The 24993-nt window shown below is 74.1% G+C and carries 28 protein-coding genes; 13 read left to right on the plus strand and 15 right to left on the minus strand.

The window, feature by feature from the left end; all coding sequences use genetic code 11:
* Positions 1 to 59: 59 nt before the first annotated feature.
* Positions 60 to 653 (minus strand): N-acetyltransferase, encoded by a 594-nt coding sequence (locus V6U88_RS00005; RefSeq protein ID WP_334448784.1) that lies wholly within the window; start codon positions 651 to 653, stop codon positions 60 to 62.
* 123 nt (positions 654 to 776) lie between these two features.
* On the opposite strand from V6U88_RS00005, the gene V6U88_RS00010 reads away from it, so the two are divergent.
* Positions 777 to 1670 (plus strand): septum formation family protein, encoded by an 894-nt coding sequence (locus tag V6U88_RS00010; RefSeq protein WP_334448785.1) that lies wholly within the window; start codon positions 777 to 779, stop codon positions 1668 to 1670.
* A 24-nt stretch (positions 1671 to 1694) separates the two neighbouring features.
* Here the strand turns inward: V6U88_RS00010 and V6U88_RS00015 are convergent, their stop codons facing one another.
* A complete protein-coding gene (locus V6U88_RS00015) occupies positions 1695 to 2588 on the minus strand; it encodes an aminoglycoside phosphotransferase family protein (RefSeq protein WP_334448786.1) in 894 nt (297 codons plus the stop codon).
* Between the two features lie 110 nt (positions 2589 to 2698).
* Between V6U88_RS00015 and V6U88_RS00020 the strand changes: the two genes are divergently transcribed.
* From V6U88_RS00020 to V6U88_RS00040, 5 genes are all read left to right on the plus strand, one after another.
* Positions 2699 to 3238 carry a DUF4240 domain-containing protein gene (locus V6U88_RS00020; RefSeq protein ID WP_334448787.1) on the plus strand — a complete coding sequence of 180 codons (540 nt, stop codon included), beginning with the start codon at positions 2699 to 2701 and terminating at the stop codon, positions 3236 to 3238.
* 333 nt (positions 3239 to 3571) lie between these two features.
* Positions 3572 to 4750 carry a sensor histidine kinase gene (locus tag V6U88_RS00025; RefSeq protein WP_334448789.1) on the plus strand — a complete coding sequence of 393 codons (1179 nt, stop codon included), beginning with the start codon at positions 3572 to 3574 and terminating at the stop codon, positions 4748 to 4750.
* Positions 4740 to 5930, plus strand: a complete 1191-nt coding sequence (locus V6U88_RS00030) for a hypothetical protein (RefSeq protein ID WP_334448790.1) — start codon at positions 4740 to 4742, stop codon at positions 5928 to 5930. Before V6U88_RS00025 ends, V6U88_RS00030 begins: the two co-directional genes overlap by 11 nt.
* The gene (locus V6U88_RS00035; RefSeq protein WP_334448791.1) at positions 5900 to 6616 is read left to right on the plus strand and encodes a response regulator transcription factor; all 717 of its coding nucleotides are present in this window, start codon (positions 5900 to 5902) and stop codon (positions 6614 to 6616) included. Before V6U88_RS00030 ends, V6U88_RS00035 begins: the two co-directional genes overlap by 31 nt.
* Before the next feature lie 75 nt (positions 6617 to 6691).
* The gene (locus V6U88_RS00040) at positions 6692 to 7432 is read left to right on the plus strand and encodes a hypothetical protein (RefSeq protein ID WP_334448792.1); all 741 of its coding nucleotides are present in this window, start codon (positions 6692 to 6694) and stop codon (positions 7430 to 7432) included.
* On the opposite strand, the gene V6U88_RS00045 is transcribed toward V6U88_RS00040, so the two are convergent.
* From V6U88_RS00045 to V6U88_RS00055, 3 genes are all read right to left on the minus strand, one after another.
* Positions 7387 to 8334: a GlxA family transcriptional regulator gene (locus tag V6U88_RS00045; RefSeq protein WP_334448794.1), complete on the minus strand. Its 948-nt coding sequence runs from the start codon at positions 8332 to 8334 to the stop codon at positions 7387 to 7389. The genes V6U88_RS00040 and V6U88_RS00045 overlap by 46 nt on opposite strands.
* Positions 8335 to 8338: 4 nt before the next feature.
* Positions 8339 to 8947: an isochorismatase family protein gene (locus V6U88_RS00050; protein WP_334448795.1), complete on the minus strand. Its 609-nt coding sequence runs from the start codon at positions 8945 to 8947 to the stop codon at positions 8339 to 8341.
* 402 nt (positions 8948 to 9349) lie between these two features.
* Positions 9350 to 10099, minus strand: a complete 750-nt coding sequence (locus tag V6U88_RS00055; protein ID WP_334448796.1) for a lysophospholipid acyltransferase family protein — start codon at positions 10097 to 10099, stop codon at positions 9350 to 9352.
* Between the two features lie 136 nt (positions 10100 to 10235).
* Here V6U88_RS00055 and V6U88_RS00060 point away from each other — a divergent pair, with 136 nt between their 5' ends.
* The gene (locus tag V6U88_RS00060) at positions 10236 to 10883 is read left to right on the plus strand and encodes an alpha/beta hydrolase (protein ID WP_334448798.1); all 648 of its coding nucleotides are present in this window, start codon (positions 10236 to 10238) and stop codon (positions 10881 to 10883) included.
* A gap of 52 nt (positions 10884 to 10935) precedes the next feature.
* On the plus strand, positions 10936 to 11298 hold the full coding sequence (locus V6U88_RS00065; protein ID WP_334448800.1) for a VOC family protein: 363 nt from the start codon (positions 10936 to 10938) through the stop codon (positions 11296 to 11298).
* Between the two features lie 29 nt (positions 11299 to 11327).
* Here the strand turns inward: V6U88_RS00065 and V6U88_RS00070 are convergent, their stop codons facing one another.
* A complete protein-coding gene (locus V6U88_RS00070) occupies positions 11328 to 13388 on the minus strand; it encodes an amylo-alpha-1,6-glucosidase (protein WP_334448802.1) in 2061 nt (686 codons plus the stop codon).
* Positions 13388 to 13759, minus strand: coding sequence for an SCP2 sterol-binding domain-containing protein (locus V6U88_RS00075; RefSeq protein WP_334448804.1), 372 nt, complete (start codon positions 13757 to 13759; stop codon positions 13388 to 13390). Before V6U88_RS00075 ends, V6U88_RS00070 begins: the two co-directional genes overlap by 1 nt.
* Before the next feature lie 149 nt (positions 13760 to 13908).
* On the opposite strand from V6U88_RS00075, the gene V6U88_RS00080 reads away from it, so the two are divergent.
* On the plus strand, positions 13909 to 15018 hold the full coding sequence (locus tag V6U88_RS00080) for a DNA glycosylase AlkZ-like family protein (RefSeq protein ID WP_334448806.1): 1110 nt from the start codon (positions 13909 to 13911) through the stop codon (positions 15016 to 15018).
* A 63-nt stretch (positions 15019 to 15081) separates the two neighbouring features.
* Here V6U88_RS00080 and V6U88_RS00085 read toward each other — a convergent pair whose 3' ends face one another.
* From V6U88_RS00085 to V6U88_RS00110, 6 genes are all read right to left on the minus strand, one after another.
* On the minus strand, positions 15082 to 15498 hold the full coding sequence (locus V6U88_RS00085; protein WP_334448807.1) for a CBS domain-containing protein: 417 nt from the start codon (positions 15496 to 15498) through the stop codon (positions 15082 to 15084).
* A 64-nt stretch (positions 15499 to 15562) separates the two neighbouring features.
* The gene (locus tag V6U88_RS00090; RefSeq protein WP_334448809.1) at positions 15563 to 16252 is read right to left on the minus strand and encodes a TMEM175 family protein; all 690 of its coding nucleotides are present in this window, start codon (positions 16250 to 16252) and stop codon (positions 15563 to 15565) included.
* A gap of 119 nt (positions 16253 to 16371) precedes the next feature.
* Positions 16372 to 16812, minus strand: a complete 441-nt coding sequence (locus V6U88_RS00095) for a PPOX class F420-dependent oxidoreductase (RefSeq protein WP_334448810.1) — start codon at positions 16810 to 16812, stop codon at positions 16372 to 16374.
* 206 nt (positions 16813 to 17018) lie between these two features.
* Positions 17019 to 18044 carry an aspartate-semialdehyde dehydrogenase gene (locus V6U88_RS00100; RefSeq protein ID WP_334448811.1) on the minus strand — a complete coding sequence of 342 codons (1026 nt, stop codon included), beginning with the start codon at positions 18042 to 18044 and terminating at the stop codon, positions 17019 to 17021.
* Positions 18045 to 18116: 72 nt separating this feature from the next.
* Positions 18117 to 19463 carry a M16 family metallopeptidase gene (locus tag V6U88_RS00105; RefSeq protein ID WP_334448814.1) on the minus strand — a complete coding sequence of 449 codons (1347 nt, stop codon included), beginning with the start codon at positions 19461 to 19463 and terminating at the stop codon, positions 18117 to 18119.
* Positions 19460 to 20752 (minus strand): M16 family metallopeptidase, encoded by a 1293-nt coding sequence (locus tag V6U88_RS00110; RefSeq protein ID WP_334448816.1) that lies wholly within the window; start codon positions 20750 to 20752, stop codon positions 19460 to 19462. The genes V6U88_RS00105 and V6U88_RS00110 overlap by 4 nt, the downstream gene beginning before the upstream one ends.
* 108 nt (positions 20753 to 20860) lie before the next feature.
* Here V6U88_RS00110 and V6U88_RS00115 point away from each other — a divergent pair, with 108 nt between their 5' ends.
* Positions 20861 to 21622: a phosphodiesterase gene (locus V6U88_RS00115; protein WP_334448819.1), complete on the plus strand. Its 762-nt coding sequence runs from the start codon at positions 20861 to 20863 to the stop codon at positions 21620 to 21622.
* On the opposite strand, the gene V6U88_RS00120 is transcribed toward V6U88_RS00115, so the two are convergent.
* A complete protein-coding gene (locus tag V6U88_RS00120) occupies positions 21589 to 21804 on the minus strand; it encodes a hypothetical protein (RefSeq protein WP_334448820.1) in 216 nt (71 codons plus the stop codon). The genes V6U88_RS00115 and V6U88_RS00120 overlap by 34 nt on opposite strands.
* Before the next feature lie 95 nt (positions 21805 to 21899).
* Positions 21900 to 23054, minus strand: a complete 1155-nt coding sequence (locus V6U88_RS00125) for an alkaline phosphatase PhoX (protein ID WP_334448821.1) — start codon at positions 23052 to 23054, stop codon at positions 21900 to 21902.
* A gap of 305 nt (positions 23055 to 23359) precedes the next feature.
* Here V6U88_RS00125 and V6U88_RS00130 point away from each other — a divergent pair, with 305 nt between their 5' ends.
* From V6U88_RS00130 to V6U88_RS00140, 3 genes are read left to right on the plus strand one after another with little or no spacing between them, the layout of a single operon-like run.
* The gene (locus V6U88_RS00130) at positions 23360 to 24454 is read left to right on the plus strand and encodes a 3-deoxy-7-phosphoheptulonate synthase (protein WP_334448822.1); all 1095 of its coding nucleotides are present in this window, start codon (positions 23360 to 23362) and stop codon (positions 24452 to 24454) included.
* Between the two features lie 38 nt (positions 24455 to 24492).
* Positions 24493 to 24717, plus strand: a complete 225-nt coding sequence (locus tag V6U88_RS00135) for a hypothetical protein (RefSeq protein ID WP_334448823.1) — start codon at positions 24493 to 24495, stop codon at positions 24715 to 24717.
* A gap of 44 nt (positions 24718 to 24761) precedes the next feature.
* Positions 24762 to 24974: a hypothetical protein gene (locus V6U88_RS00140; protein ID WP_334448824.1), complete on the plus strand. Its 213-nt coding sequence runs from the start codon at positions 24762 to 24764 to the stop codon at positions 24972 to 24974.
* Positions 24975 to 24993: the final 19 nt, after the last annotated feature.

A 24993-nucleotide genomic window follows, 5' to 3' on the forward strand; every position in this document is an offset into this window, starting at 1 on the left:
ATCGAACTACCCGGACCACTTCGCGCACCCCAACGACACGCCGACCTAACAAAGCACTACTAGGTCGCTGGGGAAAAGTGGCCGGGCCCCGCGTGCCGCATGATCCAGGTGGGCACAGGCTCCGTGAAGACGCGGACCACCTCCCAGCCGGCGCGGCCGTACACCTCGACGTTGTCGGGGTTGCTCGTCTCCAGGATCGCCGGCAGGCCGTCCGCGGCGGCACGGAGCAGTCCGGCTCTCATGACGGCGTGGCCCCAGCGGCGGCCGGCGCTCTGCGAATGGGTACCCAGGACGCCGAGGTACCAATAGGGAGCGGTCGGCAGCGCTGCGTGCACGGCCTCGTCGTACACATGGGCGCGGGCCAGTGCGTCGGGAGGCAGTTGGGCGACGAGGTCGTCGTCCGGCCACTCGCTCTGCATCGCGGGAGGCTCCCAGATCGCGACCGACGCGCCGCGCTCGATCGTCCAGATAGTCCCCTTGTCCACCCGCTTGTCGAAGAGGTGCCCGAAGAAGGCGGCGGCGTACCGCGGGTAGGTCGCATCGTCGGGGAACAGGTACCGCAGGACGGGGTCCTTGGTGAATGCGGCGACCAGCGAGCCGATGACGCGTTCACGGTCTTCCGGGGTGGCGACGGTGATCTCAGGCGCGGTCACAGCGTCCGACCGTATCGCAGGCTGTTCGGCCGCACAGCCCAACCGGACCCGAAGTACGGCTGCCCGTCCGCGGCGGCGGTGCCATATGCTGCGCCCGTCGTCACGGGGACACGGGGGAAACAGATGCGGAGCCAGGGCAGGGCGGCGGTCACGGCTGCGCTGATCACGATGGTGCTGACCGGCTGCGGCGCACCGGCCGGCACGGACGCGGACCTCACCGACGACTGGCGGCCGATGGCGGCGGCGCGACAGTTCAGCCCGCAGGCCGGCGAGTGCCACCTGATCCCCGAGGCGACCGCGTACCTCTCCAGCTACGCCCCGGTGGACTGCACCAGGTTCCACCTGGTGGAGACGTTCCACGTCGGCACCTTCACCGGCGCCCTGGCCGCGCGGCCCATCCCGCCCAAGGTGGAGTCGTCCGCCATGCGCGCCGCCTTCGCCGACTGCGACACGCGGGCCAAGCGGTTCGTGGGCGGTGACTGGCGGGACGCCCGCCTGTCGGTGCAGGTCGCGCCGGCCTCGCCGCCCGGTTGGACGGGCAGCAGCCGCTGGTACCGCTGCGACATCTTCGAATTGGACGAGGTGGACGGCGCCAACGGCGACAGCGACCGGGCGATCGGCCGGGCCGGCACGCTGCGCGACACGGTGGGCAGCCGTTCCCCGCTGAACCACGGTTGCCTGAACGAGGACGACTGGGGACGGCTGCGGCCGGCCGCGTGCACCAAGGCACACGAGTTCGAGTACGCCGGCATCTGGACCGCCCCGGACCGCTCCTACGAGGTCACCGGCCGGGACGCAAAGACCATCCACGCCGGGTGCCGCGCGGTCGTGGCCCGGTACGCCAAGGTGCCGGTCGACGGCAACCTGCGGTACCGCACCGGCACCGCGTACCGTCTGCCGTCGCCTCAGTTGTGGGCGCGCGGCGACCGGGGGGTGCGTTGCTACTACTGGTCCAGTGGCCGCAAGGTCACCCGGTCGATCGCCGGCGGCGGCCCGAAGGTGCTGCCGGTCAACTGAGCCGGAACGGGCAGCCCGGACGGGTCAGTGGTCGCCGAGGACCTGCGTCAAGGCGTGCGAGGCCTGGCGGATCATGCCGGGGTTGGTCTCCCAGTAGTAGGGCAGCGCGGACACGGCCTGGAAGAGCGCCCAGCCCCGCCCGCGCAGCCACGACGCGTCGTCCACGTCGAGTTCGGCGCGGAACCGTGCGCGGCTGGCGCCCGCGAACACGTTCCACGCCGGTTGCAGGTCACAGGCGGGATCACCGACGTTGAGGCCGCCGAAGTCGATGACCGCCGACAGCCGGCCGTCGACGACGAGCAGGTTGCCCGGCAGCAGGTCGCCGTGTACCCAGACCTCCGGCCCGTCCCACGCGGGGGCGTCGAGCGACTCCTGCCACGACCGGAGGGTCGCCGCGCCGTCGATCCGGTCGCCGAGCTGCGCCACCGACCGTCGCACCGACTCGTCGAACTCCGCGAGCGCGCCTCCCCGGCTACGGGGCGGACGCGGGAAGGCGCCGGTGGTGTCGATCCGGCGCAGCGCGGTCACGAAGGCGGCGAGGTCGACCGCCGCCTGCTCCAGGTCGTGGATGGTGCCGTTCGCGTTCTCCCCCGGCAGCCACTCGCACACCGACCAGTCGAAGGGATAGCCCTCCGCCGGACGACCCATCGCCACCGGCACCGGCAGCGCGAGCGGCAGGTGTGGCGCGAGCTTCGGCAGCCACTGCGCCTCCTTCGCCGCCTGGCGGGTGGCCCAGCCGATCCGGGGCAGCCGGGCGACGAGCTGGCTGCCGAGCCGGTAGATGTCGTGGTCCGTGCCGTACGAGGCGACCGGACGGATCGGCAGCTCGGCCCAGCGCGGGAACTGTCCGGCCAGCAGGCGACGCACGAGGTCCACGTCGGTCTCGACCTCGTCGGCATGCATTTTGATCGCGCTCATCCGGGTCATACTGGGGCGGCCGTGTCAGCGGGGCAACCGGTTTGCGGCCGTGCCCGCCACCGCCCCGGCGACGGGACCGGTTTGTCGGTCCGGCCCGCTACCCTCCGCCGGTGACCGAGACCACAGAGGAAACGCGTCTGCCCACTGTGGATGACGAGGCCCGCTTCTGGGCGCTGGTGGAGGCCGCCTGGGATCGGTTGGGTCCCGAGCCGGCGGCGCTGCGCCGGGCCCTGGCGACCCGCGACCCGGAGGTCGACGACGTCGACCCGTACGCGATCGACGACTGGCTCGATCCGTTCCTGGCCAACCTCCGCGTCCTCTGCGCCGACCTGTCCGGCCGGGAGCTGACCGACCTCGACCGGGTGGTCGAGCGGAAGCTGTACGACATCGACCGGGAGGACGTCCACGAGGTCACCGACGGCTCGGACGACGGCTTCCTCTACTGCCGGGGCTGGATCGTCGCGCTGGGCCGGGAGTTCTACGAGGCGGTGGCCGCCGACCCGGGGAAGGCCGTGCTGGACGCCGACTGCGAGGAGATGTGCTACTTCTTCGCCCACCTGCACGAGGAACGCTTCGGGGCGTGGCCCGACACCGGCTCCGGCATCTCGCGGGAGTCCGTCAGCAACACCGCCGGTTGGGCGCAGACCTGACGGGGCGTACTACCTCGCCGGCAAGGTCGGCTCGCGTCGCACCGACGGCTGGGGGGTGAGCGGTCGGTGCGACGCGGCCTGGCCGACGCCGGGGCGGGGCAGGGGGGTGGGAGTGTCGTGCCCCGCCCGACGTCGGAGATCACTTGACCTTTCGTGCACCTCAGCGCCGGCCTCCCCCGATACGTCACACGCCGACGACGCCGAGCCGACCCGTTGACCTGTCAGCGACACGACGCCTACCGAAGGTGATCGGAACGGACGTTGCGTGCTATTCTCCGTCGTCGATCCACCGCTGTGCGGACCCGGACGGGTCGCTGCCCGAAGGACGCCCGGATGTCGGTCGTACCAGCTCCGACCTCGCCGCCGTCGTTGCTGGACCGGCCGGCCGGTGGCGCGTTCACGCTGATCTTCACCACCCTGCCGGCCCTGCTGCGAATCACCTGCGGGCTGGTCGGGGCGGTCACCGCGCTGGCCGTGCGCACCCCGCCGGTGCGGACCGGGGCGCTGCTGGTCGCGGTCGCGGTGCTCACCACCTGGTCGGTGGGGTACGCGGTCCGCGCACTGCGCACCGGGATCGGCAGCGCGCTGGTCGCCGGGGACGTCGCGCTCACCACGGCGGCGTGCCTGCTCATCCCCCACATGGTCGCGCCGGAGGTGCTGCCGGGCGAGGGGAGCTGGATCGCGGTGCTGGCCAGCACCACGGTGATCAACGCGCAGGCGACCGCACCGGCCCGCTGGTCGGTCCCGGCCGGTCTGCTGGTCACCGCCGCCTACGCCACCGGTGCCACCGCCGCCGGCAACGCCGCCGAGGGCACCGCCCACGCGGCGACCCTGCTCGGGCAGACCGGGCTGGCGGCGATGATGACCGCCGTCATGCGCCAGCGCATCGGCCGGGCCGATCGGGCCTTCGCCGAGTACCAGGGCCTGCGCCGGGACGCGCTGCTCGCCCGTACCGCCCGGGAGGCGGAGCGGCGGCAGAACCGGGACCTGCACGACACCGTCCTCGGCACGCTCACCATGGTCGGCCTGGGCGCGGTGACCGACGGATCACCGGCGCTGCGCCGGCGGGCCGCGGCGGACCTGCGTACCCTCGTCGGGCTCGCCGACGCGCGGTCCGCGCCGGTCGAGGGACGGGTCGCGGTCGACCAGCGGCTGCGGGCGGTCCGCGACGCGCACCCGGAACTCACGGTGACCGCCGACTTGGCACCCCGCACGGCCCCGGCGCCGGTCGCCACGGCGCTCGCGGACGCCACCGCCGCCGCGCTGGCCAACGTGGCCCGGCACGCGCCCGGCGCGACCGTCACGCTGCGGCTGACCGGAGACGCGGAGACCGTCGTGGTCGAGGTGGTCGACGACGGTCCCGGCTTCGACCCGGCCGCCGTCCCGGCCCACCGGTACGGGCTGCGCGAGTCGGTACGCGGGCGGCTGGCCGAGATCGGCGGGCGCGCCGAGGTGACCTCCGACCCTGGCGAGGGCACCCGCATCCGGTTGGAATGGCCGCATGTCGGCTGACCTCGACGCCGCCCCGGTCGCCGTACCCCGGGTTGGCCCGTCCCCTGCGAGCCTTGCGCGACCGGACGACGTCCGGGCGGTGGACGTGGCCCGCGCCTCGGACCGGGGCGCCCGGATCGCGGCGGTCGCCATCGCGCTGGTCTGGCACGCGGTGATCGGGTTGCCGGCGCTGCTGGGGGCCTGGTCGGAGCTGGCCGCGCCGGCGGTGGTCGGGGCCGGCTGGCTGGTCGTCGCCGCGACCGGCGGGTACGCCGGCGCCCGGCTGTTGCGCGGCGGCCTACCGCCGGTGCCGCCGCTCGTCGTGGTGCTGCTGACGGTGGACGCCGTGGTCTTCGCGGCCGCCGGGCGGGCGCAGTTGTTCACCGCCGCGAACTGGGTCTGGGGCACCCTCGGCTGGTTCTTCGTGGTGGCGCTCTGGGGACGGCGGCTCCCCTGGCTGGCCGCCCTGCTCGCCGCCCACTCGCTGATCGCCCTGGTCGCGCTGCTCGGGTACGAGGCGACGGCCCCCGCCGACCTGACCCGGTACGCGATGTACGTCTACGGCACCTCGTCGCTGCCGATCGCCTTCCTCACCGGCGCGGCGGTGATCGCCCGCCTCGCCCGGGACCGCGCCGCGACGGCGGCGGCCACCCTCGCCGTGGCCGCCGAGCGCGACGCGGCCGAGTGGGCCGGGCGGGAGCGGCGGGCCCGGCTCGCCCTGGTCAGCGGGGTCGCCGAGGAGGTGCTGGCCGAGCTGGCCGACGGGCGCGCCGACCCGGCCGACCCGCTGGTGCAGCGCCGGTGCGTGCTCGCCGCGGCCCGGCTGCGCCGGCTGATCGCCGAGTCGGACGACGTGCCGGACCCGCTGCTGCACGAGCTGCGCGCCGCCGCCGACCTGGCCGAGCGGAACGGTCTGCCGATCGATCTCGTCGCCATCGGCACGCCTCCGCCGCTGCCGGTGGAGGTCCGCCGCCGGCTGGTCGACCCGCCCACCGCCGCGCTGGCCGAGGCGGCGCGCTGGGCCCGGCTGACCGTGGTCGCCGGCCCGGACGAGGTGGCGGTCAGCCTGGTCACCCCCGAGGTGGACGGTCCGGGGGCGACCGGTCCGCCGAGCCGCGTCGAGGACGACGGCCAGGTGGAGCACGTGCAGGAGCGGGACGGGGAGATCAGGTGGACGCAGACCCGGTGGCGCAGGACGTGAGCGGGAACGGGCCGGTCGGAGTGGCCATCGTGGACGACCACCCGGTGGTGATCGACGGGGTCCGCGCCTGGCTGGCCACCGAGCCCCGGCTGCGCGTGCTGGCCACCGGCGACGACCCAGACCAGGTGCTGCGGGACGCCCCGGACGCCGACGTGGTCCTGCTGGACCTGCGCCTGCACGGGCGGATGGTGATCGACAAGCTGGCCGAGCTGAGCGCCGCCGGCCGGCGGGTGGTGGTCTACTCCGAGCACACCGACCCGGCGACGATGCTGGCCGCGCTGGACGCCGGGGCGGCGGCGTTCCTGGCCAAGCACGAGGGGCGGGAGCACTGCGTGGCCACCGTCCTGGCCGCCGCCAGCGACCGCCCGTACGTGCCACCGGCGCTGGCCGGGGCGATGGTCGGTGACCCCCGCCCGGACCGGCCGACCCTGTCGGACAAGGAACGGGAGGCGCTGCTGCTCTGGTTCCAGTCGATGTCGAAGGCGTCGGTGGCCCGCCGGATGCGGATCAGCGAGCACACCGTCAAGCAGTACGTGGACCGGGCGCGGATCAAGTACACCCGGGCGGGCCGACCGGCGGCCACCAAGGCGGCGCTGCTGGCCCGGGCGATCGAGGACGGTCTCGTCCGACCGGAGGAGATCGGCATCTACCGGTCCCAGGCGGCGGCCGATTGGCCGACCCCCTAACGGCTGTCATGACAGGCCCGGCGGGCTCGGCGACGCTTACCGGCAGGAGGCCAACTGCCCGGGGAGGTCGTGACGATGCGCGAGGACGCGGCTCCGTTCTTCATCGCACCGCACCGCTTCGACGCGCCGGACGACGAGCTCCGACCGGTGCTGGACCGGCGCTACGAGCTGGTGCCGGAGCCGGGCGAGCGGGTGTTGCGGCGGCTGCGTACCCCGGTGGCCGGTTGTCTGCTCAGCCCCACCGGCGCGCGCCGGCAGTGGGTGCTGCCCGCGCCGGCCACGGTGACCGTCACCGACCGCCGCTTGGCGTACGTGTGCGCCGGCGCGGAGCTGTCCGTGGTCTCCGGGCGGGACGGCCGGGACGGTGCCCGGCACCGGCGCGGTCTGCGGCTGTCCCGTCTGGTCAGTGGGCAGATCCGCTGGCAGTGGCCGTCCCGGGTGGAGCTGCTGCCACCCGCGGCCGGGCCCGCCGTGGCGGGGCCCGGGCTCCGGGCGCCCGACGGTGAGCTGCTGGTGGTCTGCGACGCGCTGCGGACCATCCAGCAGCCGGCGCTCGCCCTCGGCGGTCCGCTCGACACGGTGGCGGAGCTGGCCCGGCTGGTCCGCCGGTCGGTGGCCGCCTTCCGGCTGGCCCATCCGGACCTGGTGGAGCTCTCCCCGCCGGAGCGGGACGAGCTGGCCCGGCGGGCGGTGTCCGGGCCGTTCGGCGGCGCGGCCCGGGTGACGCTGCCCGGTTCGCTGCCGGTGGAGTTCCTGTCCCGGGACGACTACTACCGCGCGCCGACGGCGTCCGCGCTCGACGCGGTCGGCGAGTGAGCCCGGGCGCGTAGCCGGCGCAGCATCCGGGCGTCGGTGAACCCGACGGCCCGGGCGGCGGACTCGACGGTGGCGCCGTGTCCGATCAGATGCTCGGCCCGCTCGACCCGGAGCAACTGCTGGTAGCCGAGCGGGGTGAGCCCGGTGGCCTGGCGGAACAGCCGGGTCAGGGTGCGTTCGGCGACCCCGCCCGCGGCGGCCAGGTCGGCCAGCGGCAGCGGCTCGGAGAACCGGCTGTCGATCAGGTCCTGCACCCGGTGGGCGGCGTCGGACAGGTGCGAGCGGTACCGCATCATCGCGCTGGCCTGCTGCTCGTGCCCGTTGCGCCGGGCGTAGACCACCAGGGTGCGGGCGATCCCGGCGGCGGCGGCCGGGCCGTGCCGGGTGGCCACCAGGTGCAGCGCCACGTCGATGCCGCTGGCGATGCCGGCCGAGGTGACCACCCGATCGTCGACCACGTAGAGCACGTCACGGACCACCCGGGCGGCCGGGAAGACCCGGGCCAGGTCGTCCTGCACGTCGTGGTGGGTGGTGCAGCGCCGGCCGTCCAGCAGGCCGGCCCGGCCGAGCGCGAACGCGCCGGCGCAGACGCTCGCCACCGTGCCGCCGCGGGCGTGGTGCTCGGCCAGGCGCCGCAGGTCGTCCCGGCCGACCGGCCCCGCCGGGCCGTGCGCCCTTGGCCGCCATCCGGGTACGACCACCAGGTCGTCGGCGTCCAGCTCCGGCCACCCGGTGGCGGCCCCCAGCGGTACGCCCTGCACGGTCGGCACGGTGTCCCGCTCGGCGACGTAGTGCAGCCGGTAGTCGTACCCGTGGTCGGCGGCGGTGGAGAAGACCTGGGCCGGGCCGGCCAGGTCCAGCAGGTGCAGCTGCGGGACCAGCAGGAAGACGACCCGGGCCACGCCGTCAGCTCCGCGTGCCGACCGGGCTCGCCCCGGTCACCTCGTCGACGGTGCGTACGGTGGCGAAGCGGCCGGCGAGGGCGTACTCGGTGCGGGCGATCATCTCCTCGGTCGACAGGGTGCGCGGGTCGGCGAGGATCTCCTCGACGGTGGCGGTGGACGGCAGGTCCCGGTGCGGGGTCGGGAAGGTGACGGTCGCGTCGGTCACGAAGGTCATCTCGTAGCCGAGGTCGCAGCCGATCCGGGTGGTGGTCTCCACGCACTGCTCGGTGCGGATGCCGCAGACGGTCAGGTCGCGGATGCCGGCCAGGGTGAGGATCTGCTGGAGGTTGGTGGTGGTGAAGGCGTTGTGGGCGGTCTTGACCAGGGTGGGCTCGCCGGCCACCGGGGTCAGCCCCTCGATCAGCCGGACGTGGCCGAGCGCCGGGTCGAAGACGCCCGCGCTGCCCGGCTCGGCGTGCAGGACCCAGACCACCAGGTCGCCCCGGCGGCGGGCGGCGTCGACCAGCCGGTCGACCTGGCGGACGATGTCGGGCTGCGACGCGTGGGCCCACATCGGTCGCTGACGGAAGGACTCCTGGACGTCGATGACGACGAGTGCTGCTCTGCTCATGGATCTGATCCTGACCGGGTGGCTGCCGGGGCGGCAGACACCATCCTGCCCGGGTGCGGAACGATCCGGCCACCGCCCCGTCCCCTCCCCGAGGGAATCCGGCGAGGCAAAGGTAGGTCCGCACTCGCTGTGGAGCTGATGTCGGCAACGATTCAACGCCCGCACCGGTCCGGCAGGAGATCGGCCGGCACGCGAGCAGTCACGTCCGCCGCGCCGCGTGGGGTTCGCCAGGTGGATCCGGCCACCCGGCCCGTCCCGGCCGCAGCGCTAGGCACGGGGCCGACCGGGGCGTGGCTGTCCGGTGAGTCGTCGACGACATCAGCTCCACAGCGTCTCGCCGAGACATTGGCACCGGCCCGCCGCCGTCAACGGTGGCCGATGGCGGCGGCAGGCTCGGCGGGGTCAGGAGGTGGCGGTGCGCCGGCCGCGACGGTCCAGCTCGGCGGCCTCTTGGAGGGTGGGGGCGGTGCCGCCCAGGTGGGCCGGCTGCCACCAGGCGTCCTCCGGGCCGGCGGGCTTGTCCGGGTACTCCTGCTGCGCCCGGTCGACCAGGGCCGACAGGCGGCTCTTCAGCTCGACCGTCATGGTGTTGGCGTCCGGCCAGTCCGCCGGGTCCATCGGCTCGCCGACCAGGATGGTGATCGGGGTGTGCCGGCGGGTCAGGTTCTTCGGCCGGCCCTTGGTCCAGAGCCGCTGGGTGCCCCAGAGGGCCACCGGCAGCAGGGGGACGCCGGCCTGCTGCGCCATCCGGGCGGCCCCGCTCTTGAGCTCCTTGACCGTCAGCGAGCGGCTGATCGTCGCCTCGGGGAAGACGCCGACCACCTCGCCGCGCTGCAACGCACCCACCGCCGCGTTGTACGACCCGGCGCCGGCGCGGCGGTCCACCGGGATGTGCTTCATGCCGCGCATCAGCGGGCCGGAGACCTTGTGCGCGAAGACCTCGTGCTTGGCCATGAACCGGACCAGCCGGCGGGACTCGTGCGCGCCGTAGCCGCAGAAGATGAAGTCGAGGTAGCTGACGTGGTTGCTGGCCAGCACCGCCCCGCCGGTACGCGGGACGTGGTGGCTGCCCTCGATGGTCAGGCGCAGGTCGAGGACCCGGAACATCGTCTTGGCGGCGGCGATCACAGGGGGGTACACGAGTTCCGACATTCGCCAACTTTACCCCGCGTAGGTTACGCAGCCGTAGGGCCGAACCGCCGCCCCCGGTGTCCCCGGCCCGCGACCGCCGCTCTGCCGCCGGCAGAAGGGCTGGCCGGAGGCGCTGGGCGCGACCCAGGATGGCGGGATGACGCAACGCGGGGTGGTGCTCTGGATCCACGGCGGCGGCTGGCGTGGCCGGTCGGACGAGGACGGCGCCGCCCTGGCGGGGCTGGGGCTGCGGGTGGTGGCGGCGACCTACCGCTTCTCCCACCAGGCGCACTGGCCGGCGCAGCTCGACGACGTACGCCGGGCGGCGCGGGCGGCCCGCGACGACGCCGACGGTCTGCCGCTGCTCGTCGCGGGCGACTCGGCCGGCGGCACCCTGGCTCTGCACCTGGCGCTGCGCGGGGTCGACCGGCCGGACGACGTGGCGGCGGGGCTGGCGTACTGGCCGGTGAGCGACCCGCTGGACGACGAGTGGCGGCGGGCCCGGGCCGACGACGACCCGTGGGCCGACCTGCTGGGCCACTCGCCGGCCGCCGGGGACCCCGGCACCGTCGACTCGACCGTCGCCAGTCACCTCGGCAACGGGGTGCCGGTGCTGCTGGTGCACGGCACCGGCGACGCGGCCGTACCGGTGGCGCAGTCGGTCGCGCTCACCGGGGCGCTCGTCGCCGCCGGCCACCCCACCCACACCTGGGTCACCCACGGCGGGCACGGCCTGGCTCTGGACCGGCCGGACGTCCGGGCGGTCACCGCGGCGTTCCTCGACACCGTCCTGCCGGCCCGCTGACCGGCTCCGGAATCATCCGCCCGCAGCGAGCCGGCGGGGCTACCGTCGACGCATGCCGGAGCTGCACTCCATCGTGATCCACTGCCGTGACCCGTACCTGCTGGCGCCCTTCTGGAGCGTGGTCACCGGGCTGCCGGTGGTGGCCGAGGACGAGGCGAAGCTCGCCGACCGGTCGCTGGCGCCGGGCGAGTCGGTGCTGCTGCGCGACCCGCACCGGCACCGGCCCGACGTGTGGATCTCGCCGCTGGCGGAGCTGCCCGCCCCCGGTCGGATCCACCTCGACCTGGTCGGCGACGCCGAGGAACGGGCCGCCGTGCTGGAGGCCGGCGCCACCGTGGTCCGGGAGCTGCCCGGCTGGACGGTCTTCGCCGACCCCGAGGGCAACGAGTTCTGCCTGCTCCCCCACCAGCCCTGAGCGGGCGGCGGGAGAGCAGGCACAACGGGTCAGTCGCCCAGCTTGTCCATTTCCAGCCGGCCCCGGGCGAAGGCGTCCACCCGGCCCCAGCGACCGGGGATGTCCAGCACCTCGATCCGGCCCATCCCCGCCGGCAGCATCGGCTCGACGGCCAGGTGCCCCTCGTGCGGCTCCAGCCCCAGCATGGTGCGCAGCAGCAGCAGGGGTGTGCCCGTGGACCACGCCTGCGGGCTGCACGCGGTCGGGTACTCCACCGGGAACTTGGTCTGCTCCCGGCGATAGCCGCCGAACGCCTCCGGCAGCCGCCCCTCGAAGTACCGGGCGGCGTCCAGGATCCCGCTGGCGATGATGCCGGCCTCCTCGGCGAAGCCGTACCGGCGCAGGCCCCAGGCGATGAAGGAGTTGTCGAAGGGCCAGATCGTGCCGTTGTGGTAGCCGATCGGGTTGTACCGGACCTCGCCCTCGGCGAGGGTACGCACGCCCCAGCCGGTGAAGAGCCGGGGACCGACCAGGTGGTGGGCGATCTTCTCGGCCCGGTCGTCGTCGACGATGCCGCTCCACAGCAGGTGCCCGATGTTGGAGCTCAACGTGGCGCACTGGCGTCCCTCCGGGTCCAGCGCGAGGGCGTAGTACTCGCCGTCCTCCACCCACCAGTCCCGGTTGAACCGCTCCTTGAGCTGCGCCGCCTCCCGCTCCAACTGGTCGGCGTACGCCGGGTCGCCCCAGATCTCCCGGGCCAGCCGGGCCGCGCGTATCTTCGCGTCGTACGCGTAGCCCTGCAGCTCGCAGGTGGCCCGGGGAAACGGCGGCAGCGTGCCGTCGCGGTACGAGATGGAGTCCCAGGAGTCCTTCCAGCACTGGTTCTCCAGCCCGGTGTCGCTGTTGCGCCGCTCGTACCAGATGTAGCCGCTGCCGACCAGGTCGGCGTAGTCGTCGACCCACTTCAGCGCAGCCCGGCACTCCCGTTCCAGCTCGTGCACCAGCGCGACGTCCCCGGTCCACTTCTCGTACTCGTCGAGCAGGATCACGAAGAGCGGGGTGGCGTCCACCGAGCCGTAGTACGGCGAGTGCGGCTGCTCCTCGAAGGCGGCGGATTCGCCGTAGCGCATCTCGTGCAGGATCCGGCCCGGGTCCTCGTCCCGGAAGTCGTCGAACCGGGTGCCCTGCATCGCGCCGAGGATGCGCAGCGTGGTCTTGGACAGGTCGGGGACGAAGGGCAGCACCTGCAGGCAGGTGAAGATGCTGTCCCGGCCGAACATCGTCATGAACCAGGGCAGGCCGGCCGCGGGCAGCGCCTGACCACCCAGGGACAGCGGCGAGAAGCGCAGCGCGGCCAGGTCGATCAGACTGCGCCGGTAGGTGGACGCCAGTTCGGGATGCTCGCTGTTGACCTTGGGCGCCTTGGCTATCCACTCCTCGAGGTCGTGCTGGAGGGCGAGCCGCTCGGTGCCGTGCGCCCGCAGTCCCATCCGCAGGTCCCGGCCGCCGGGGCCGAGCGCGAACGTGTCCACCTCGATGCTGGTGTCCCACTCCTCGTTCGGTTCCAGGTGGACGCTGAACGCGAACCCGTTCTTGTCGTAGCGGGCGGGCCGGGACGCCGAGATGACCGTCTCGCGCCGGAAGTTGCCCCGCCGATAGCCCAGGCGCAGCCGGTCGGCCTCCACCTCGAAGTAGCTCTCGCCCTTCTTGTTCAGGACCTCGTCCTTGACCTCGAACAGGTCGGCGAAGTCGGAGCCGGCGTCCATCCGGACCTCCAGGTCCACCGCCTTCTCGTCGTGGTTGAGGATGGTCACCTGCTCCCGGAAGCTCCCGCCGACGGCACGCTCCCGGATGACCGACAGCTTGGCGTCGATGTAGTGGGTGGCCATGCCGGGCACCAGGAAGAACCGGGCCTCGTAGTACTGCAGGTCGTCGTAGGAGAGCGCGTTGAGCCGCTCGCCGTTGACCGTCAGCACCCACTTCGACAGGAAGCGGGTGTCGAGGTTGAACAACCCGGTCGGTTCGCTCGGCGTCGCCTCGATGTCGCCGGTGTCCTGGGAGACGACGAAGGTGTTGCCGTCCAGGATCCGGATCGTGTTGCTCTGCGCCATCAGCGGGCCTCCCTGCGGAATTCGTGACGGGGGCCGCGGGAACTGGCGGGACCGGGGAAGATCCGCTCCACCTGGAGCAGCAGTCGCAAATCACCCGAGACGGTCATGTCGCCGCGCAGCAGCGCGGCGATGGCGTTCTCGCCGCCCGCGACCATGTCCCCGAAGAACCTCGGGTCGGTGCCGACCACGGTGTCCGCCTCCCGGTCCTCCCGGCTGACGCCCAGCTCGCCCCGGTCGACCCGGAGCAGCCAGTGGCTGGTCTGCGCCCCCTCGTGCAGGTCGAAGCGCAACGTCCCCGAGATCTTCGCCAGCAGGGGCTCGTAACCTCGCCGGTCGAGATCCTCGAAGAACCTCGTGGTCTGGTCCACCATCCACTCCCCCCGTCGATCCACGGCATTACGACGTACGCCGACCGGGTCCCCCTCCCCCGCGCCGTCAACCTCGCCCGGTTCGGGTGAGTCGGGGTGGGACGTCGTACCGGCGCAGTAGCGTGCGGCACGGACGACGACGGGAGGGGCCGATGGCGACGGTGCCGACGGTCGACCGCGGCCGGGTGCTCGCGTACCGGGCCGCGGCGCAGCAGCTCGACCGCCCCGGGCTGCGCCCGGCCGACCTGGCGGTGCTCGACCTCGGCGTGCAGGACACCCCCTACGGCTCGGCACGGCTGGCGCTGGCCGCCCGCGGGGCCACCGACCTGGACGACGACCGGCTGGAGCTGGTCTGGGCCGCCCGGGGCGCGCCGCACCTGCACCGCCGCGCCGAGCTGGCCGGGCTGGCCGCCGCGCTCTGGCCGCTCAGCGACGCCGACGCTGCCCGCCGCGTGGCCGGGCAGATCCGCGACGGGGCGACGAAGCACGGGACGGCCGCCTTCCAGCGCACCGCGCAGGCCTTCCGGGAGGTGGTCACCGCCGCCATGGACAAGGGCGCGGTGAGCCGGGCGGTCAGCGACCGCATCCCCGCCGAGCTGAGCTACGACTGCGGGCCGTGCGGGGCACGGCACGTCGCCGGGTCCCTCTTCCAGCAGGCCGGGCTGGCCGGCGGCGTACGGCTGGAGGTGTCCGGGCGCGGGGCCCGGCTGGCGCCGCTGGCCGAGCGGCCGGCGCCGCCCGGACGGGCGGTGGGCACGGCGGGCCTGGTGCTGGCGTACCTGCGCCTGCTCGGGCCGGCCACCGTGGCGGACGTGGCCGGTTTCCTCGGCACCTCCGCCACCGAGCTGCGGGCGGTGTGGCCGGCGGCCGGGCTGACCGAGGTCCGGGTGGACGGCCGACGGGCGTGGCTGCCGACCGACCGCCTGGCAACGCTGCGCTCCGCCGAGCCGTTCGACGGCGTCCGCCTCCTGCCGACCGGCGACCCGTTCCTCCAGGCACGGGACCGGGACGTCCTGGTCCCCGACCGGGCGCACCAGCGACAGCTGTGGCGGATGCTCGGCAACCCGGGCGCTTTGCTGGTCGACGGCGAGATCAGCGGCACCTGGCGGGCGAAACAGTCCGGTCGGGGCCGGCTCGACCTGACGGTCACCCCGTTCACCCGGCTGCCGCGCCGGGCCGGCGAGCGGATCGAGGCGGAGGCGGAGACGGTACGGCTGGCCCGCGGGGCGTCCGCCGTGACGGTACGGGTGGAGCCGGCCTGAGGGCGGGCAGCCAGACGCCGGCCCCCGGGACGGGAGCCGGCGGCACAGCCCGCGGCGGACAGGTCAGTTGTTGGGCTCGTCGGCGCTGATGTCCGCCAGCACCGACTGCGGCTCCCGCTCGACCGCCAGGTCACCCATGGACACCAGGCCCACCAGCTTCCCGTCGTCCATCACCGGCAGCCGGCGTACGGCGTACGTGCGCATCAGGTCGGCCGCGGCGACCGCGTCGTCGTACTGGCTGACCGTCACCACGTCCTTGCTGGTGATCTCGTTGAGCTTGGTGGTGTTCGGATCCATGCTCTCGGCCACCCCGCGGACCGTGATGTCCCGGTCCGTCACGATGCCGACCACGTCGTCTCCCGCGGTCACCACCACGTCGCCGATCGCGCTGTCTCGCATCTCCTGCGCCGCCGCGGTCAGCGTGTCGTCGCCGTCCATCGTCACCAACCGGGTCGTCATGAACTCTCCGACCGTTGTCATGGTGCTCCCCTCTCGGTGTCGGCAGGCCCCGTCTACCCGCCGCCCCGCAGCAGGTAACGCGGGCTCACCGATGCCGCCGCAGCCGCCGCCGCAGGTCGTAGAAGCCGTTGCTGGAGAGCGCGTAGAAGAGCGGCAGCAGCAAAAAGATCACCAGCGCCACCGGTACGCCACCCAGCGAACCGGCCAGCGCGGCCACCGCGTACCCGGCGATGCCGAACACCGCCCGGCCGCGTTCGACGGCGAAGAACCGCGCCGGGACACGCTCCTGCAACAGGTCCTCGTGCCGGCTGAGGTAGTGGTAGAGCCCGAGCCAGGCGGCGGAGAGCATCACCCCGACCGCCGCGTACAGCACCACCGCCACCATCTCGTCGGCCCGGTCGCCGGCCTGCACCGACCGGGAGACGACGACCGTGGTGAAGGGCAGCAGCGCGGTGCTGAAGAGCACCGCGAGGTTCCACCAGCTCAGGCCACGGTCGGTGCTGCGGATGCGGTGAAAGGTTCCCTTGTGGTTGAGCCAGCCCACCGCGACCCACAGGTACGACGTCACGTACGCCAGGTAGGTGGGCCACTGTTCGGCCAGGGCGTGGCCCATCCCGCCCGGCTGCACCTCGGGCGGGTTGAGCTCCAGGACCAGCAGCGTGACGATGATCGCGAAGACCGCGTCGCTGAACCCGACGGCCCGGGCGGTGTCCGACCGCAGCGCCGCCTCCTCCTGCGCCTCGGCCGGTCCCGGTCGTGCCCCCTCGGCCCCCATCGGCTCCCCCGTTCCCGCCGGCGCTGCGGTCGCCGGCGTTACGCAGGAGCCGGGTATACCCGCCGGGCCGCCGCCACACCGCCGCCGCCCGCCGCCTCGACGGTCAGGAGACCGGGACCTCAGCCGGGCGGGGGCATGCCGTAGACCCGCTCGACGTGCAGGCACAGCACGAGGCGCCGCTCGGCGACCATGGCGGCGCGGAAGTCGTCCCAGTCGGGGTGTTCGCCCTGCACCGCCCGGTAGAGCCCGATCAGTTCCTCGACGGTGGGGTCGTCCGGTCCGGCCGCCACCGGGGTCAGCTCGGCCCGCGCCTCCGCCACCGCGTACGCCCAGCCGTCGTCGCTGCTGACGTGGAAGCTGGCCCGGGGGTCGCGGCGGAGGTTGGCGGTCTTGGCCCGGCCGTCGGTGACCGAGACCCGGATCAGCTCCCGCTCGCGGTCGAAGGCGTAGAGCACGTTGGAGAGCTGTGGCCGGCCGTCCTGTTTGATGGTGGCGAGCACGCCGACCCGGTGGCCGGCGATGAGATCGGTCAGGGCCGCTCGGGCCCGTTCGTCCGCCATGGGATCCTCCGCGTCGACGTCGGCGGCCTGGTACGCCGCGCGGGCGACATACCTGAGAGGCTCAATATGCCTGTCCGGGCAGGTCGCCCGCACCCGGATCGGCCGGTCCGCCGCGCCCGCCCGCTCACCGGACCGCCGTACCGGCCGGCGGTGGGCCGGACGGGCACGGCGGGCGGGGGCGGGACGGGCGGGGGGCGGCGGGACGCTCAGCGGAGTTCGGCGGCGACCAGTTCGGCGAGCTGCACGGCGTTCAGGGCGGCGCCCTTGCGCAGGTTGTCGTTGGCGCAGAACAGCGCCAGGCCGTGCTCGACGGTCTCGTCGGCGCGGATGCGGCCCACGTAGGTCGGGTCCTGGCCGGCGGCCTCCAGCGGGGTGGGCACGTCGGAGAGGGCCACGCCGGGCGCGTCGGCGAGCAGCTCACGGGCCCGCTGCGGGGTGATCGGCCGGGCGAAACGGGCGTTGATCTGGAGCGAGTGGCCGGTGAAGACAGGCACCCGGACGCAGGTGCCGGAGACCTTCAGTCCCGGGATGTCCAGGATCTTGCGGCTCTCGTTGCGCAGCTTCTGCTCCTCGTCGGTCTCGAAGGAGCCGTCGTCGACGATCGAACCGGCGAGCGGGAGCACGTTGAAGGCGATCGGCCGGGCGAAGGAGCGCGGCTCGGGGAACTGCACGGCGGCGCCGTCGAAGGCGAGCCCGGCGGCGTCCTCGGCGACCTTGCGGACCTGCTCGTCCAGCTCGGCGACGCCGGCCAGACCGGCCCCGGAGACCGCCTGGTACGTCGAGACGACCAGGCTGACCAGCTCCGCCTCGGCGTGCAACGGACGCAACACCGGCATCGCGGCCATCGTGGTGCAGTTCGGGTTGGCGATGATGCCCTTGGGGCGGACGGCGGCGGCGTGCGGGTTGACCTCGGCGACCACCAGCGGCACCTCGGGGTCCATCCGGAACGCCGAGGAGTTGTCGATCACCACGGCGCCGGCGGCGGCGACCCGGGGGGCGAGCTCCTTCGCGGTGCCCTTGCCCGCCGAGAAGAGCACGATGTCCAGCCCCGAGTAGTCCGCGGTGGCCGCGTCCTCGACCGTCACCTCGCCGTCGCGCCAGGGCAGGGTGCGCCCGGCCGACCGGGCCGAGGCGAAGAGCCGCACCTGCTCCGCCGGGAAGTCGCGCTCCGCCAGCACCTGCCGCATGACGCCACCGACCTGGCCGGTGGCTCCCACAATGCCGATCCTCATGCCCGCGAGGCTACCCAGCCCGCCGGCCCGGGCGGGAATGCTTTCCCACCGCCCGGACCGGATCCGCCCCGATCAGAGCGTGGCGTCGGTCACCTCGCCGAGCCCGGTCGCCATGAGTTCGTCGCGGATCATCGCCGCGTCGCCCTCCACCACCAGGGTCAGCGACTCCGGGTGCAGGTGGGCGGCGGCCGCGGCGGAGACCTGCGCCACGTCGGCGGCGAGCAGCGACTCGCGCAGCCGGGCGTGGTAGTCGTCCGGCAGGTCGTGCACCACCAGGGTGGTCAGCGCCGACGCGATCGCCCGGGGGCTCTGCAGCTCGACGGAGAGCTGACCGGCCCGCCACGAGCTGGCCACCGCCAGCTCGTCGGCGGTCACCCCGCCGACCTGGGTACGGGTGATCTCCCCCACCGCCTCGACCAGGGCCGGCGCGGTCACCGCGGTCTGCACCCCGGAGCTGACCGCGAACCGGCCGAACCGGCGGGACGAGGCGAAGTCGCCCCGGATGCCGTACGTGTAGCCGCGCACCTCGCGGATGAGGTGGTTGAGCCGGGAGGTGAACGCCCCGCCGAGCACCGTGCCGGCGAGCGTCATCGGCACGTGGTCCGGGTGGGCGCGGTGCGGCGACGGGTGCCCGAGCCGCAGCGTGGACTGCACCGAGCCGGGCCGGTCCACCAGCAGGATCCGCCGCCCGGTGTGCAGCGGCACCTCGATCGGCTCGCCGCGCTCGGCCGGGCCGCCGCCGGTGCCGGCGAACGCCGCCGCGGCGAGCGCGTCCAGGTCGAGGCGGTCCAGGTCACCGGCGACGATCAGGGTGCCGGGCCGGAGGAACCACTCGGAGTGGAAGACGGTGACGTCCTCGACGTCCAGCCCGGCCACCGAGTCCGGGTCGCCGTACATCGGGCGGCCCCACCGGTTGTCGGCGCCGAACAGGTCGGCGCGCAGCGCCGCGTCGGCGCGCGGGCCGGGGTTGGCCCAGTCCATCCGCAGCGCGGTCGCCTCGTCGTCGCGGACCCGGCGCACGTCGTCGGGATCGAGCCGGGGCGTGCGGACCGCCTCGGCGAGCAGTTCCACCGCCGCGCTCAGCCGGTCCACCGGCACCTGGACGCTGACCTGGAAGGAGTCCCAGTCCAGGCCGGTCACCAGCTCGGTCCCGAGCCCCTCGACGGCCAGCGCGAAGGTCGTGGCGTCCCGCTGGGCGGTGCCCTCCTCCAGGGCCTTGGCCAGCACCCCGCCGAGCCCCTCCTTGCCGACCGGCTCCCGGCCGGCGCCCGCGTCGAGCAGCAGCACCGCGACGGCGAGGTTCTGCCCGGGCAGGTGCGCGGCGACCACCCGGCCGCCGGCGACCTCCCGGCGGACCACGGCGGGGAACCGGTACGGGCGGGGAATGCCCGCGCCGGGACGGGCGGCGATCAGCGTCATGGGGTCTCCTCCGGCAGGTAGGTCAGGGTCACCCGGTCGTCCGCGCCGAGCAGCTCGGCGGCCAGCTCGGCGATCTGGTCGGCGGTCACCGCCAGCCAGGCCGGCAGCCGCTCGGCGGCCCGGGCCGGGTCGCCGAACTGGGTGGCGTACCGGCCGAGGGTGTCCGCCCGGCCGTCCACCGTGGACATCTGCCGCCACCAGGCGGTGCTGAGCAGCGCCTTGGCGCGGTCCAGCTCGGCGTGGGTCACCGGCACCGTGGTCAGCTCGTCGACGACCTCGGCGACGCCGGCGGCCAGCCGCTCGGCGCCGATTCCGGGGCGGGCGGTGGCGGTGGCGATCAGCGGCGCCGGGGCGTGCGCCAGGTCCACCCCGTACGCCCCGACCAGGTCCGGCTGGGCGATCCGTTCCCCGTCGGCGAGGCGCTGGTAGAGGCGGCTGCCCCGGCCGCTGCCGAGCACCGCGGCGAGCACGGTCGCCACGTCGTACCCGGGGGTGCCGAAGGGGTGGGTGCGGTGCGCGACGTACACCCGGGGCGCGGGGACGTCGCCGGTGACGGTCTCGACGGCGGCCCGGCCGGTGGCCGTGACGGTCCGGCCGTCCGGCGCGGCGGGGATCTCCTCGCGCGGCGGGATCGACCCGAAGTACTTGTCGGCGAGGGCGAAGACCTCGGCGGCGGAGGCGTCGCCGACGACGGTGAGCACGGCGTTGTTCGGCGCGTAGTAGGTGGCGTGGAACGTCTGGAAGGTGGCCAGGTCGGCGGCGTTCAGGTCGGCCATCGAGCCGATCGTCGCGTGGTGGTACGGGTGGCCGGGCGGGTAGAGCAGCGGCAGCAGCCGCAGCCACGCGTCGCCGTACGGCACGTTCTCGTAGCGCTGGCGACGCTCGTTCTTCACCACGTCGCGCTGGTTGTCCAGCGTCTCCTGGGTGAGCGCGGGGACCAGGCCGCCCATCCGGTCGGCCTCGAGCCAGAGCGCCAGCTCCAGGTGCTCGGCCGGGACGGTCTCGAAGTAGTTCGTCCGGTCCGGGTTGGTGGTGGCGTTGAGCGAGCCGCCGGCGCCCTGCACCAGCCGCATGTGCTCGGTCTTGGCGACGTTGATCGACCCCTCGAACATCAGGTGCTCGAAGAGGTGGGCGAAACCGGTCTGCCCCGCCGGCTCGTGCCGGGATCCCACGTCGTACCAGAGGTTGACCGCCACCGCCGGGGCGGTGCGGTCCTCGCTCACCACCACGCGCAGGCCGTTGTCCAGTCGGGTCGTCTCGATGGGCCAGGGGTAACCGCTGTCGGGCATGACCCGACGCTATCCGATCTCCCGGGCGGAAAGGGGACTCGTCCTCGGTCGGCGAGCCCGCGCGGCGCGGCGGGCATCGACCGGGCGGCGGGCGGGTACCGCAGGGGCATGCCGAGCCCCTCCCCCTCCGTCGCCGCCGGCGCGGCCGTCGCCGCCGGCGCGGCCGTCGCCGTCGCCGGGGCCGCCGCCGTCCTGACCCGCTGGCGCGGGGCCCGCCTGCTGCACCCGGCCGGCCGCTCGTTCACCGCCGAGGTGATGATCTGGGGTACGCCCGGACCGCCGACCGGCGTGGCGCTGCTCGACGAGCCGGGTCGGTACCCGGCCACGGTGCGGATCTCTCGTGGAGTGCCCACCCCGGACGGCTGGCCGGACGTGCTGGGGCTGGCCGTCCGGCTGCACCTGGCCGACGCCCGGGCGTTCGACCTGCTGGTCAGCTCCAGCGGGGCCGCTCCGGTGCTGCGCAACGTGCCACTGCCCCGGCGGCGCTTCACCGGGACGTACAGCACGATCATGCCGTACCGGGTCGGGGCGCGGCGGCTGTGGCTGGCGGCGCTGGCCGATCCGGACTCGCCCGACCTGGGCCGGAGCCTGGCCGAGGTGGCGGCGGCGACCCGGGCGGACGCGCCGCGGCTGGTGCTCGCGGTGGCGTCCGCCGTCGGGCCGTGGCGGCCGGTCGGCCAGGTCACCCTCGGCGGGCAGCTGGACGCCCGGACGGACGCCGCGCTGGCGTTCGACCCGGTGCGCAACCTGCCGGCGGGCCTGCGGGCGGCGGGCCCGCTCGCCTGGTTGCGCGAGCAGACCTACCGGGGTTCCCGCCGGGCCCGGGGGGCGGTCGATCAGTCGGGGGGCTCGATCGGGGTCGCGGTCTGATCGGAGGTGCGCCGCTCCAGCACCGTGTCCGGGGCGGCGTTGCGGTCCTCCTCCCGGATGTCGGACTCAGTGAGGATGGCGTCGGCCTGCGCCTGCGGGTCCTCACTGCCGACCGCCGCCTCCTCGGGCAGCAGATGGGCACGGGACTCCACCCGCTCCTGGTCGCTCTGCTCGTGACTCATGCCGAACCTCATACCCCGCCGGACCGCCGGACACGCCCGCAAGATCGCGCGGCCGATCCGGCGCCGGGCGGCGCCGGACGGGCCGCGCCGGAGGCTCAGCGGAACGGGCCGCGCACCTCGTAGGTGATCCCGCCGGAGGAGGACCCGGAGGTGCCGCGCTGGGATGAGAAGTAGAGCCGGCTGCCGTCCGGGGAAAAGGCCGGGCCGGTGATCTCCGACGAGGACTGCCCCGTAAGCCTGACGAAAGGCGTGACAACGGCGTCCGGTGTGATCAGATTGATTTCCATGTTGCCGCCGTCCTCGGCGACGTAGAGGTCGCCGGAGCGGGTGCCGGTGATGTTGTCCACCCCGGTCAGCGGCGCGGCCCCGCCGGTCACCAGCGAGTCGTCGTACGCCAGGTCGATGCGCTGGTTGACCGCGTCGTACGCCCAGACCCGGTTGTCGCCCTTGGTGGTGAACCAGCAGGTGCCGTCGGCGTACCAGCAGCCCTCGCCGCCGTTGAACTTCTTCGCACCGGAGACCTGCTGCCGGGTGTAGGTCGGCGAGCCGTCCGGGTCGGGCACCCGCGCCCAGCTCACCGGGCCGCTGGTCGCGGTGCCGGCGACCAGCACCTCCAGGGTGCCGGCGGAGAGGTCGCCCCAGACGGTCGGGCGGAACCGGTAGAAGCAGCCGCTGGACTCGTCCTCGGTCAGGTAGATCACCTTGCGGACCGGGTCGGCCGCCGCCGCCTCGTGGTTGAAGCGGCCCAGCGCCGGCCGGCGCACCGCCGCCCGGCCGCCCTGCGGGTACGTCTCGTAGACGTAGCCACGGCTGACCTCCTCGCAGGAGAGCCAGGTCCCCCACGGAGTGGCCCCGCCGGCGCAGTTGCGGTTGGTGTTGGACAGGATCCGGTACGCCGAGGCGATTGTGCCGTCGGCGTTGAACCGGATCGCCGAGGCACCCCCGGTGATGGCGATCTCCGAGTTGGAGACGTAGATCCAGCCGGTGCCGGCGGCGAAGCAGGCGCCGCCGTCGGGCGCGTCGTGCCAGGTGTACGACGTGCCGGACACCACCTGCCGGGACCGGGCGACGATCCGGCTGGTGAAGCCGGCGGGAAGCTGGAGGCCACGGGCGTCCGCGGCGCCGAGCGGCCCGTACGGGCCGACGCCGGGCTGGGCCGGGGCGGCGAGCGCGGCGCCGGACCAGAGACTGCCGGCGAAGGCGGCGGCCCCACCGGCGACGGTGGCGCGCAGGACGGTACGACGGTCCATCGGTTACCTCCGGAGGGAACGAGCGGTACCGATGAAGGTACCGCCGGATGCATCGATGATGGTGAACATCGGGCGAGCCTTTCCGAACGACCCGGTGAGCCTTTCGCGTCCGGTCGGGTAGGCTGATCGACGTGACGCGCTCGTATCGATGGTTTAGGCAGCCGGCTCCGACGCCGGTGACCTCGCCATGAGCTGACGTCACCTGAGTTTTCGAGCCGGCCGGGCAGGAGCTTCCGCTCCTGCCCTTCGCTGTTAGAGCAGCCGGCTCGACCCGGGCACCGGCCCCGGGCACGGTCGGCGGAAGGATGCCCACCGTGACCACTCCGGAGACCCCCGCGGTCGTCGATCAACGGATCGACCGCGTCGTGCCGTTGACCACCCCCGCCCTGCTCCTGCACGACCTGCCGCTGGACGCCCCGCTCGCCGCCGCCGTGCTGGCCGGCCGCCGCGCGGTGGGCCGCGTGCTGGACCGCGCCGACGACCGCCTGCTGGTGGTGGTCGGCCCGTGCTCGGTGCACGACCCGGCCGCCGCGCTCGACTACGCCCACCGGCTGCGCGAGGCCGCGGACCGGCACGCCGACGACCTGCTGGTGGTGATGCGGGTCTACTTCGAGAAGCCGCGTTCGACGGTGGGCTGGAAGGGCCTGATCAACGACCCCGCGCTGGACGGCTCCGGCGACGTCAACCGTGGCCTGCGCACCGCGCGGGCGCTCCTGCTCGACGTGCTGCGCCTCGGCCTGCCGGTGGGCTGCGAGTTCCTGGACCCGATCACCCCGCAGTACATCGCCGACACGGTGGCCTGGGGTGCGATCGGCGCCCGGACGGTGGAGAGCCAGGTGCACCGCCAGCTCGCCTCCGGGCTCTCCATGCCGATCGGCATGAAGAACCGTCCCGACGGCAGCATCGGCACGGCGGTGGACGCGATCCGGGCGGCCGGCGTGCCGCACGTCTTCCCCGGCATCGACGTCTCCGGCACCCCGGCGATCATGCACACCCGGGGCAACGCCGACGGGCACCTGGTGCTGCGCGGCGGCGGCGACCGGCCGAACTACGACGCGGACTCGGTGGCGGGCGCGCTCGATCTGCTGCGGGCGGCCGGCCTGCCCGAGCGGGTGGTGGTCGACGCCAGCCACGCCAACAGCGGCAAGGACCATCGCAACCAGCCGAAGGTCGCCGCCGACGTGGCCGCCCAGCTCGCCGCCGGCCAGCGCGGCGTCGTCGGCATCATGCTGGAGAGCTTCCTGCTCGACGGCCGCCAGGACCTGGACCCGACCCGGGAGCTGACCTACGGCCGGTCGGTCACCGACGCCTGCATCGGCTGGGACACCACCGCCGAGGTGCTGGAGCACCTGGCCACCGCCGTCCGCGCCCGCCGGGCCACCCTGCCCACTCCCGCCTGACCTGGTTTGGGCGATTCGGGCGAGGGTAGCTGGGCGGAGTGACCGATGACGTACCGGTGACCGACGAGGTCGACACCCGGCAGCTCGACGAGCTGCTCGACGACATCTACCACGGCCAGGAGCGGATCACCCAGGCGAACATCTACCGCCGGGCGGTCGCCGCGGAACTGCCGCCGACCCTGCTCTCCCGGATCGCCGCGCTCCCCCAGGGCGAGTACGCGGCGGACGAGGTGGCCGACCTGCTGGGCGGGTCGTCCGGTTGAGCGACCGGCGCACGGGTGGACCAGGACGACGAGAGGACGACGGCATGACGCACCACGAGGGGCACGAGCACGAGTCCGTGCCGGCGCTCGGCCAGCCCCCGGAAGGCCGGGACACCACCCCCGAGCCGGACTTCGCCAACGAGCACGACCGCACCGCGGTCGACCGCGACGTGATCACCGGCGAGGACTCCGACGAACGCGAGCCGGAGGCCTCGCGCGGCTGGGCCGGAGAGAACGGCGGCACCACCCCGACCTGAGCGGGACGACGCGAAAGGG

The organism is Micromonospora sp. CPCC 205739, assembly GCF_036906795.1.
Taxonomy (GTDB): domain Bacteria; phylum Actinomycetota; class Actinomycetes; order Mycobacteriales; family Micromonosporaceae; genus Micromonospora.

Bases quoted from the DNA above. Each gene is read 5' to 3' on its own strand.
- V6U88_RS00065 (WP_334448800.1), top strand. From the start codon at position 10,936: ATGCCGGAGCTGCACTCCATCGTGATCCACTGCCGTGACCCGTACCTG.
- V6U88_RS00040 (WP_334448792.1), top strand. From the start codon at position 6,692: ATGCGCGAGGACGCGGCTCCGTTCTTCATCGCACCGCACCGCTTCGAC.
- V6U88_RS00025 (WP_334448789.1), top strand. From the start codon at position 3,572: ATGTCGGTCGTACCAGCTCCGACCTCGCCGCCGTCGTTGCTGGACCGG.
- V6U88_RS00085 (WP_334448807.1), bottom strand. From the start codon at position 15,498: ATGACAACGGTCGGAGAGTTCATGACGACCCGGTTGGTGACGATGGAC.
- V6U88_RS00105 (WP_334448814.1), bottom strand. From the start codon at position 19,463: ATGACGCTGATCGCCGCCCGTCCCGGCGCGGGCATTCCCCGCCCGTAC.
- V6U88_RS00100 (WP_334448811.1), bottom strand. From the start codon at position 18,044: ATGAGGATCGGCATTGTGGGAGCCACCGGCCAGGTCGGTGGCGTCATG.
- V6U88_RS00010 (WP_334448785.1), top strand. From the start codon at position 777: ATGCGGAGCCAGGGCAGGGCGGCGGTCACGGCTGCGCTGATCACGATG.
- V6U88_RS00050 (WP_334448795.1), bottom strand. From the start codon at position 8,947: ATGAGCAGAGCAGCACTCGTCGTCATCGACGTCCAGGAGTCCTTCCGT.
- V6U88_RS00030 (WP_334448790.1), top strand. From the start codon at position 4,740: ATGTCGGCTGACCTCGACGCCGCCCCGGTCGCCGTACCCCGGGTTGGC.
- V6U88_RS00110 (WP_334448816.1), bottom strand. From the start codon at position 20,752: ATGCCCGACAGCGGTTACCCCTGGCCCATCGAGACGACCCGACTGGAC.
- V6U88_RS00090 (WP_334448809.1), bottom strand. From the start codon at position 16,252: ATGGGGGCCGAGGGGGCACGACCGGGACCGGCCGAGGCGCAGGAGGAG.
- V6U88_RS00115 (WP_334448819.1), top strand. From the start codon at position 20,861: ATGCCGAGCCCCTCCCCCTCCGTCGCCGCCGGCGCGGCCGTCGCCGCC.
- V6U88_RS00095 (WP_334448810.1), bottom strand. From the start codon at position 16,812: ATGGCGGACGAACGGGCCCGAGCGGCCCTGACCGATCTCATCGCCGGC.
- V6U88_RS00055 (WP_334448796.1), bottom strand. From the start codon at position 10,099: ATGTCGGAACTCGTGTACCCCCCTGTGATCGCCGCCGCCAAGACGATG.
- V6U88_RS00130 (WP_334448822.1), top strand. From the start codon at position 23,360: ATGCCCACCGTGACCACTCCGGAGACCCCCGCGGTCGTCGATCAACGG.
- V6U88_RS00140 (WP_334448824.1), top strand. From the start codon at position 24,762: ATGACGCACCACGAGGGGCACGAGCACGAGTCCGTGCCGGCGCTCGGC.
- V6U88_RS00120 (WP_334448820.1), bottom strand. From the start codon at position 21,804: ATGAGTCACGAGCAGAGCGACCAGGAGCGGGTGGAGTCCCGTGCCCAT.
- V6U88_RS00015 (WP_334448786.1), bottom strand. From the start codon at position 2,588: ATGAGCGCGATCAAAATGCATGCCGACGAGGTCGAGACCGACGTGGAC.
- V6U88_RS00070 (WP_334448802.1), bottom strand. From the start codon at position 13,388: ATGGCGCAGAGCAACACGATCCGGATCCTGGACGGCAACACCTTCGTC.
- V6U88_RS00060 (WP_334448798.1), top strand. From the start codon at position 10,236: ATGACGCAACGCGGGGTGGTGCTCTGGATCCACGGCGGCGGCTGGCGT.
- V6U88_RS00080 (WP_334448806.1), top strand. From the start codon at position 13,909: ATGGCGACGGTGCCGACGGTCGACCGCGGCCGGGTGCTCGCGTACCGG.
- V6U88_RS00125 (WP_334448821.1), bottom strand. From the start codon at position 23,054: ATGGACCGTCGTACCGTCCTGCGCGCCACCGTCGCCGGTGGGGCCGCC.
- V6U88_RS00075 (WP_334448804.1), bottom strand. From the start codon at position 13,759: ATGGTGGACCAGACCACGAGGTTCTTCGAGGATCTCGACCGGCGAGGT.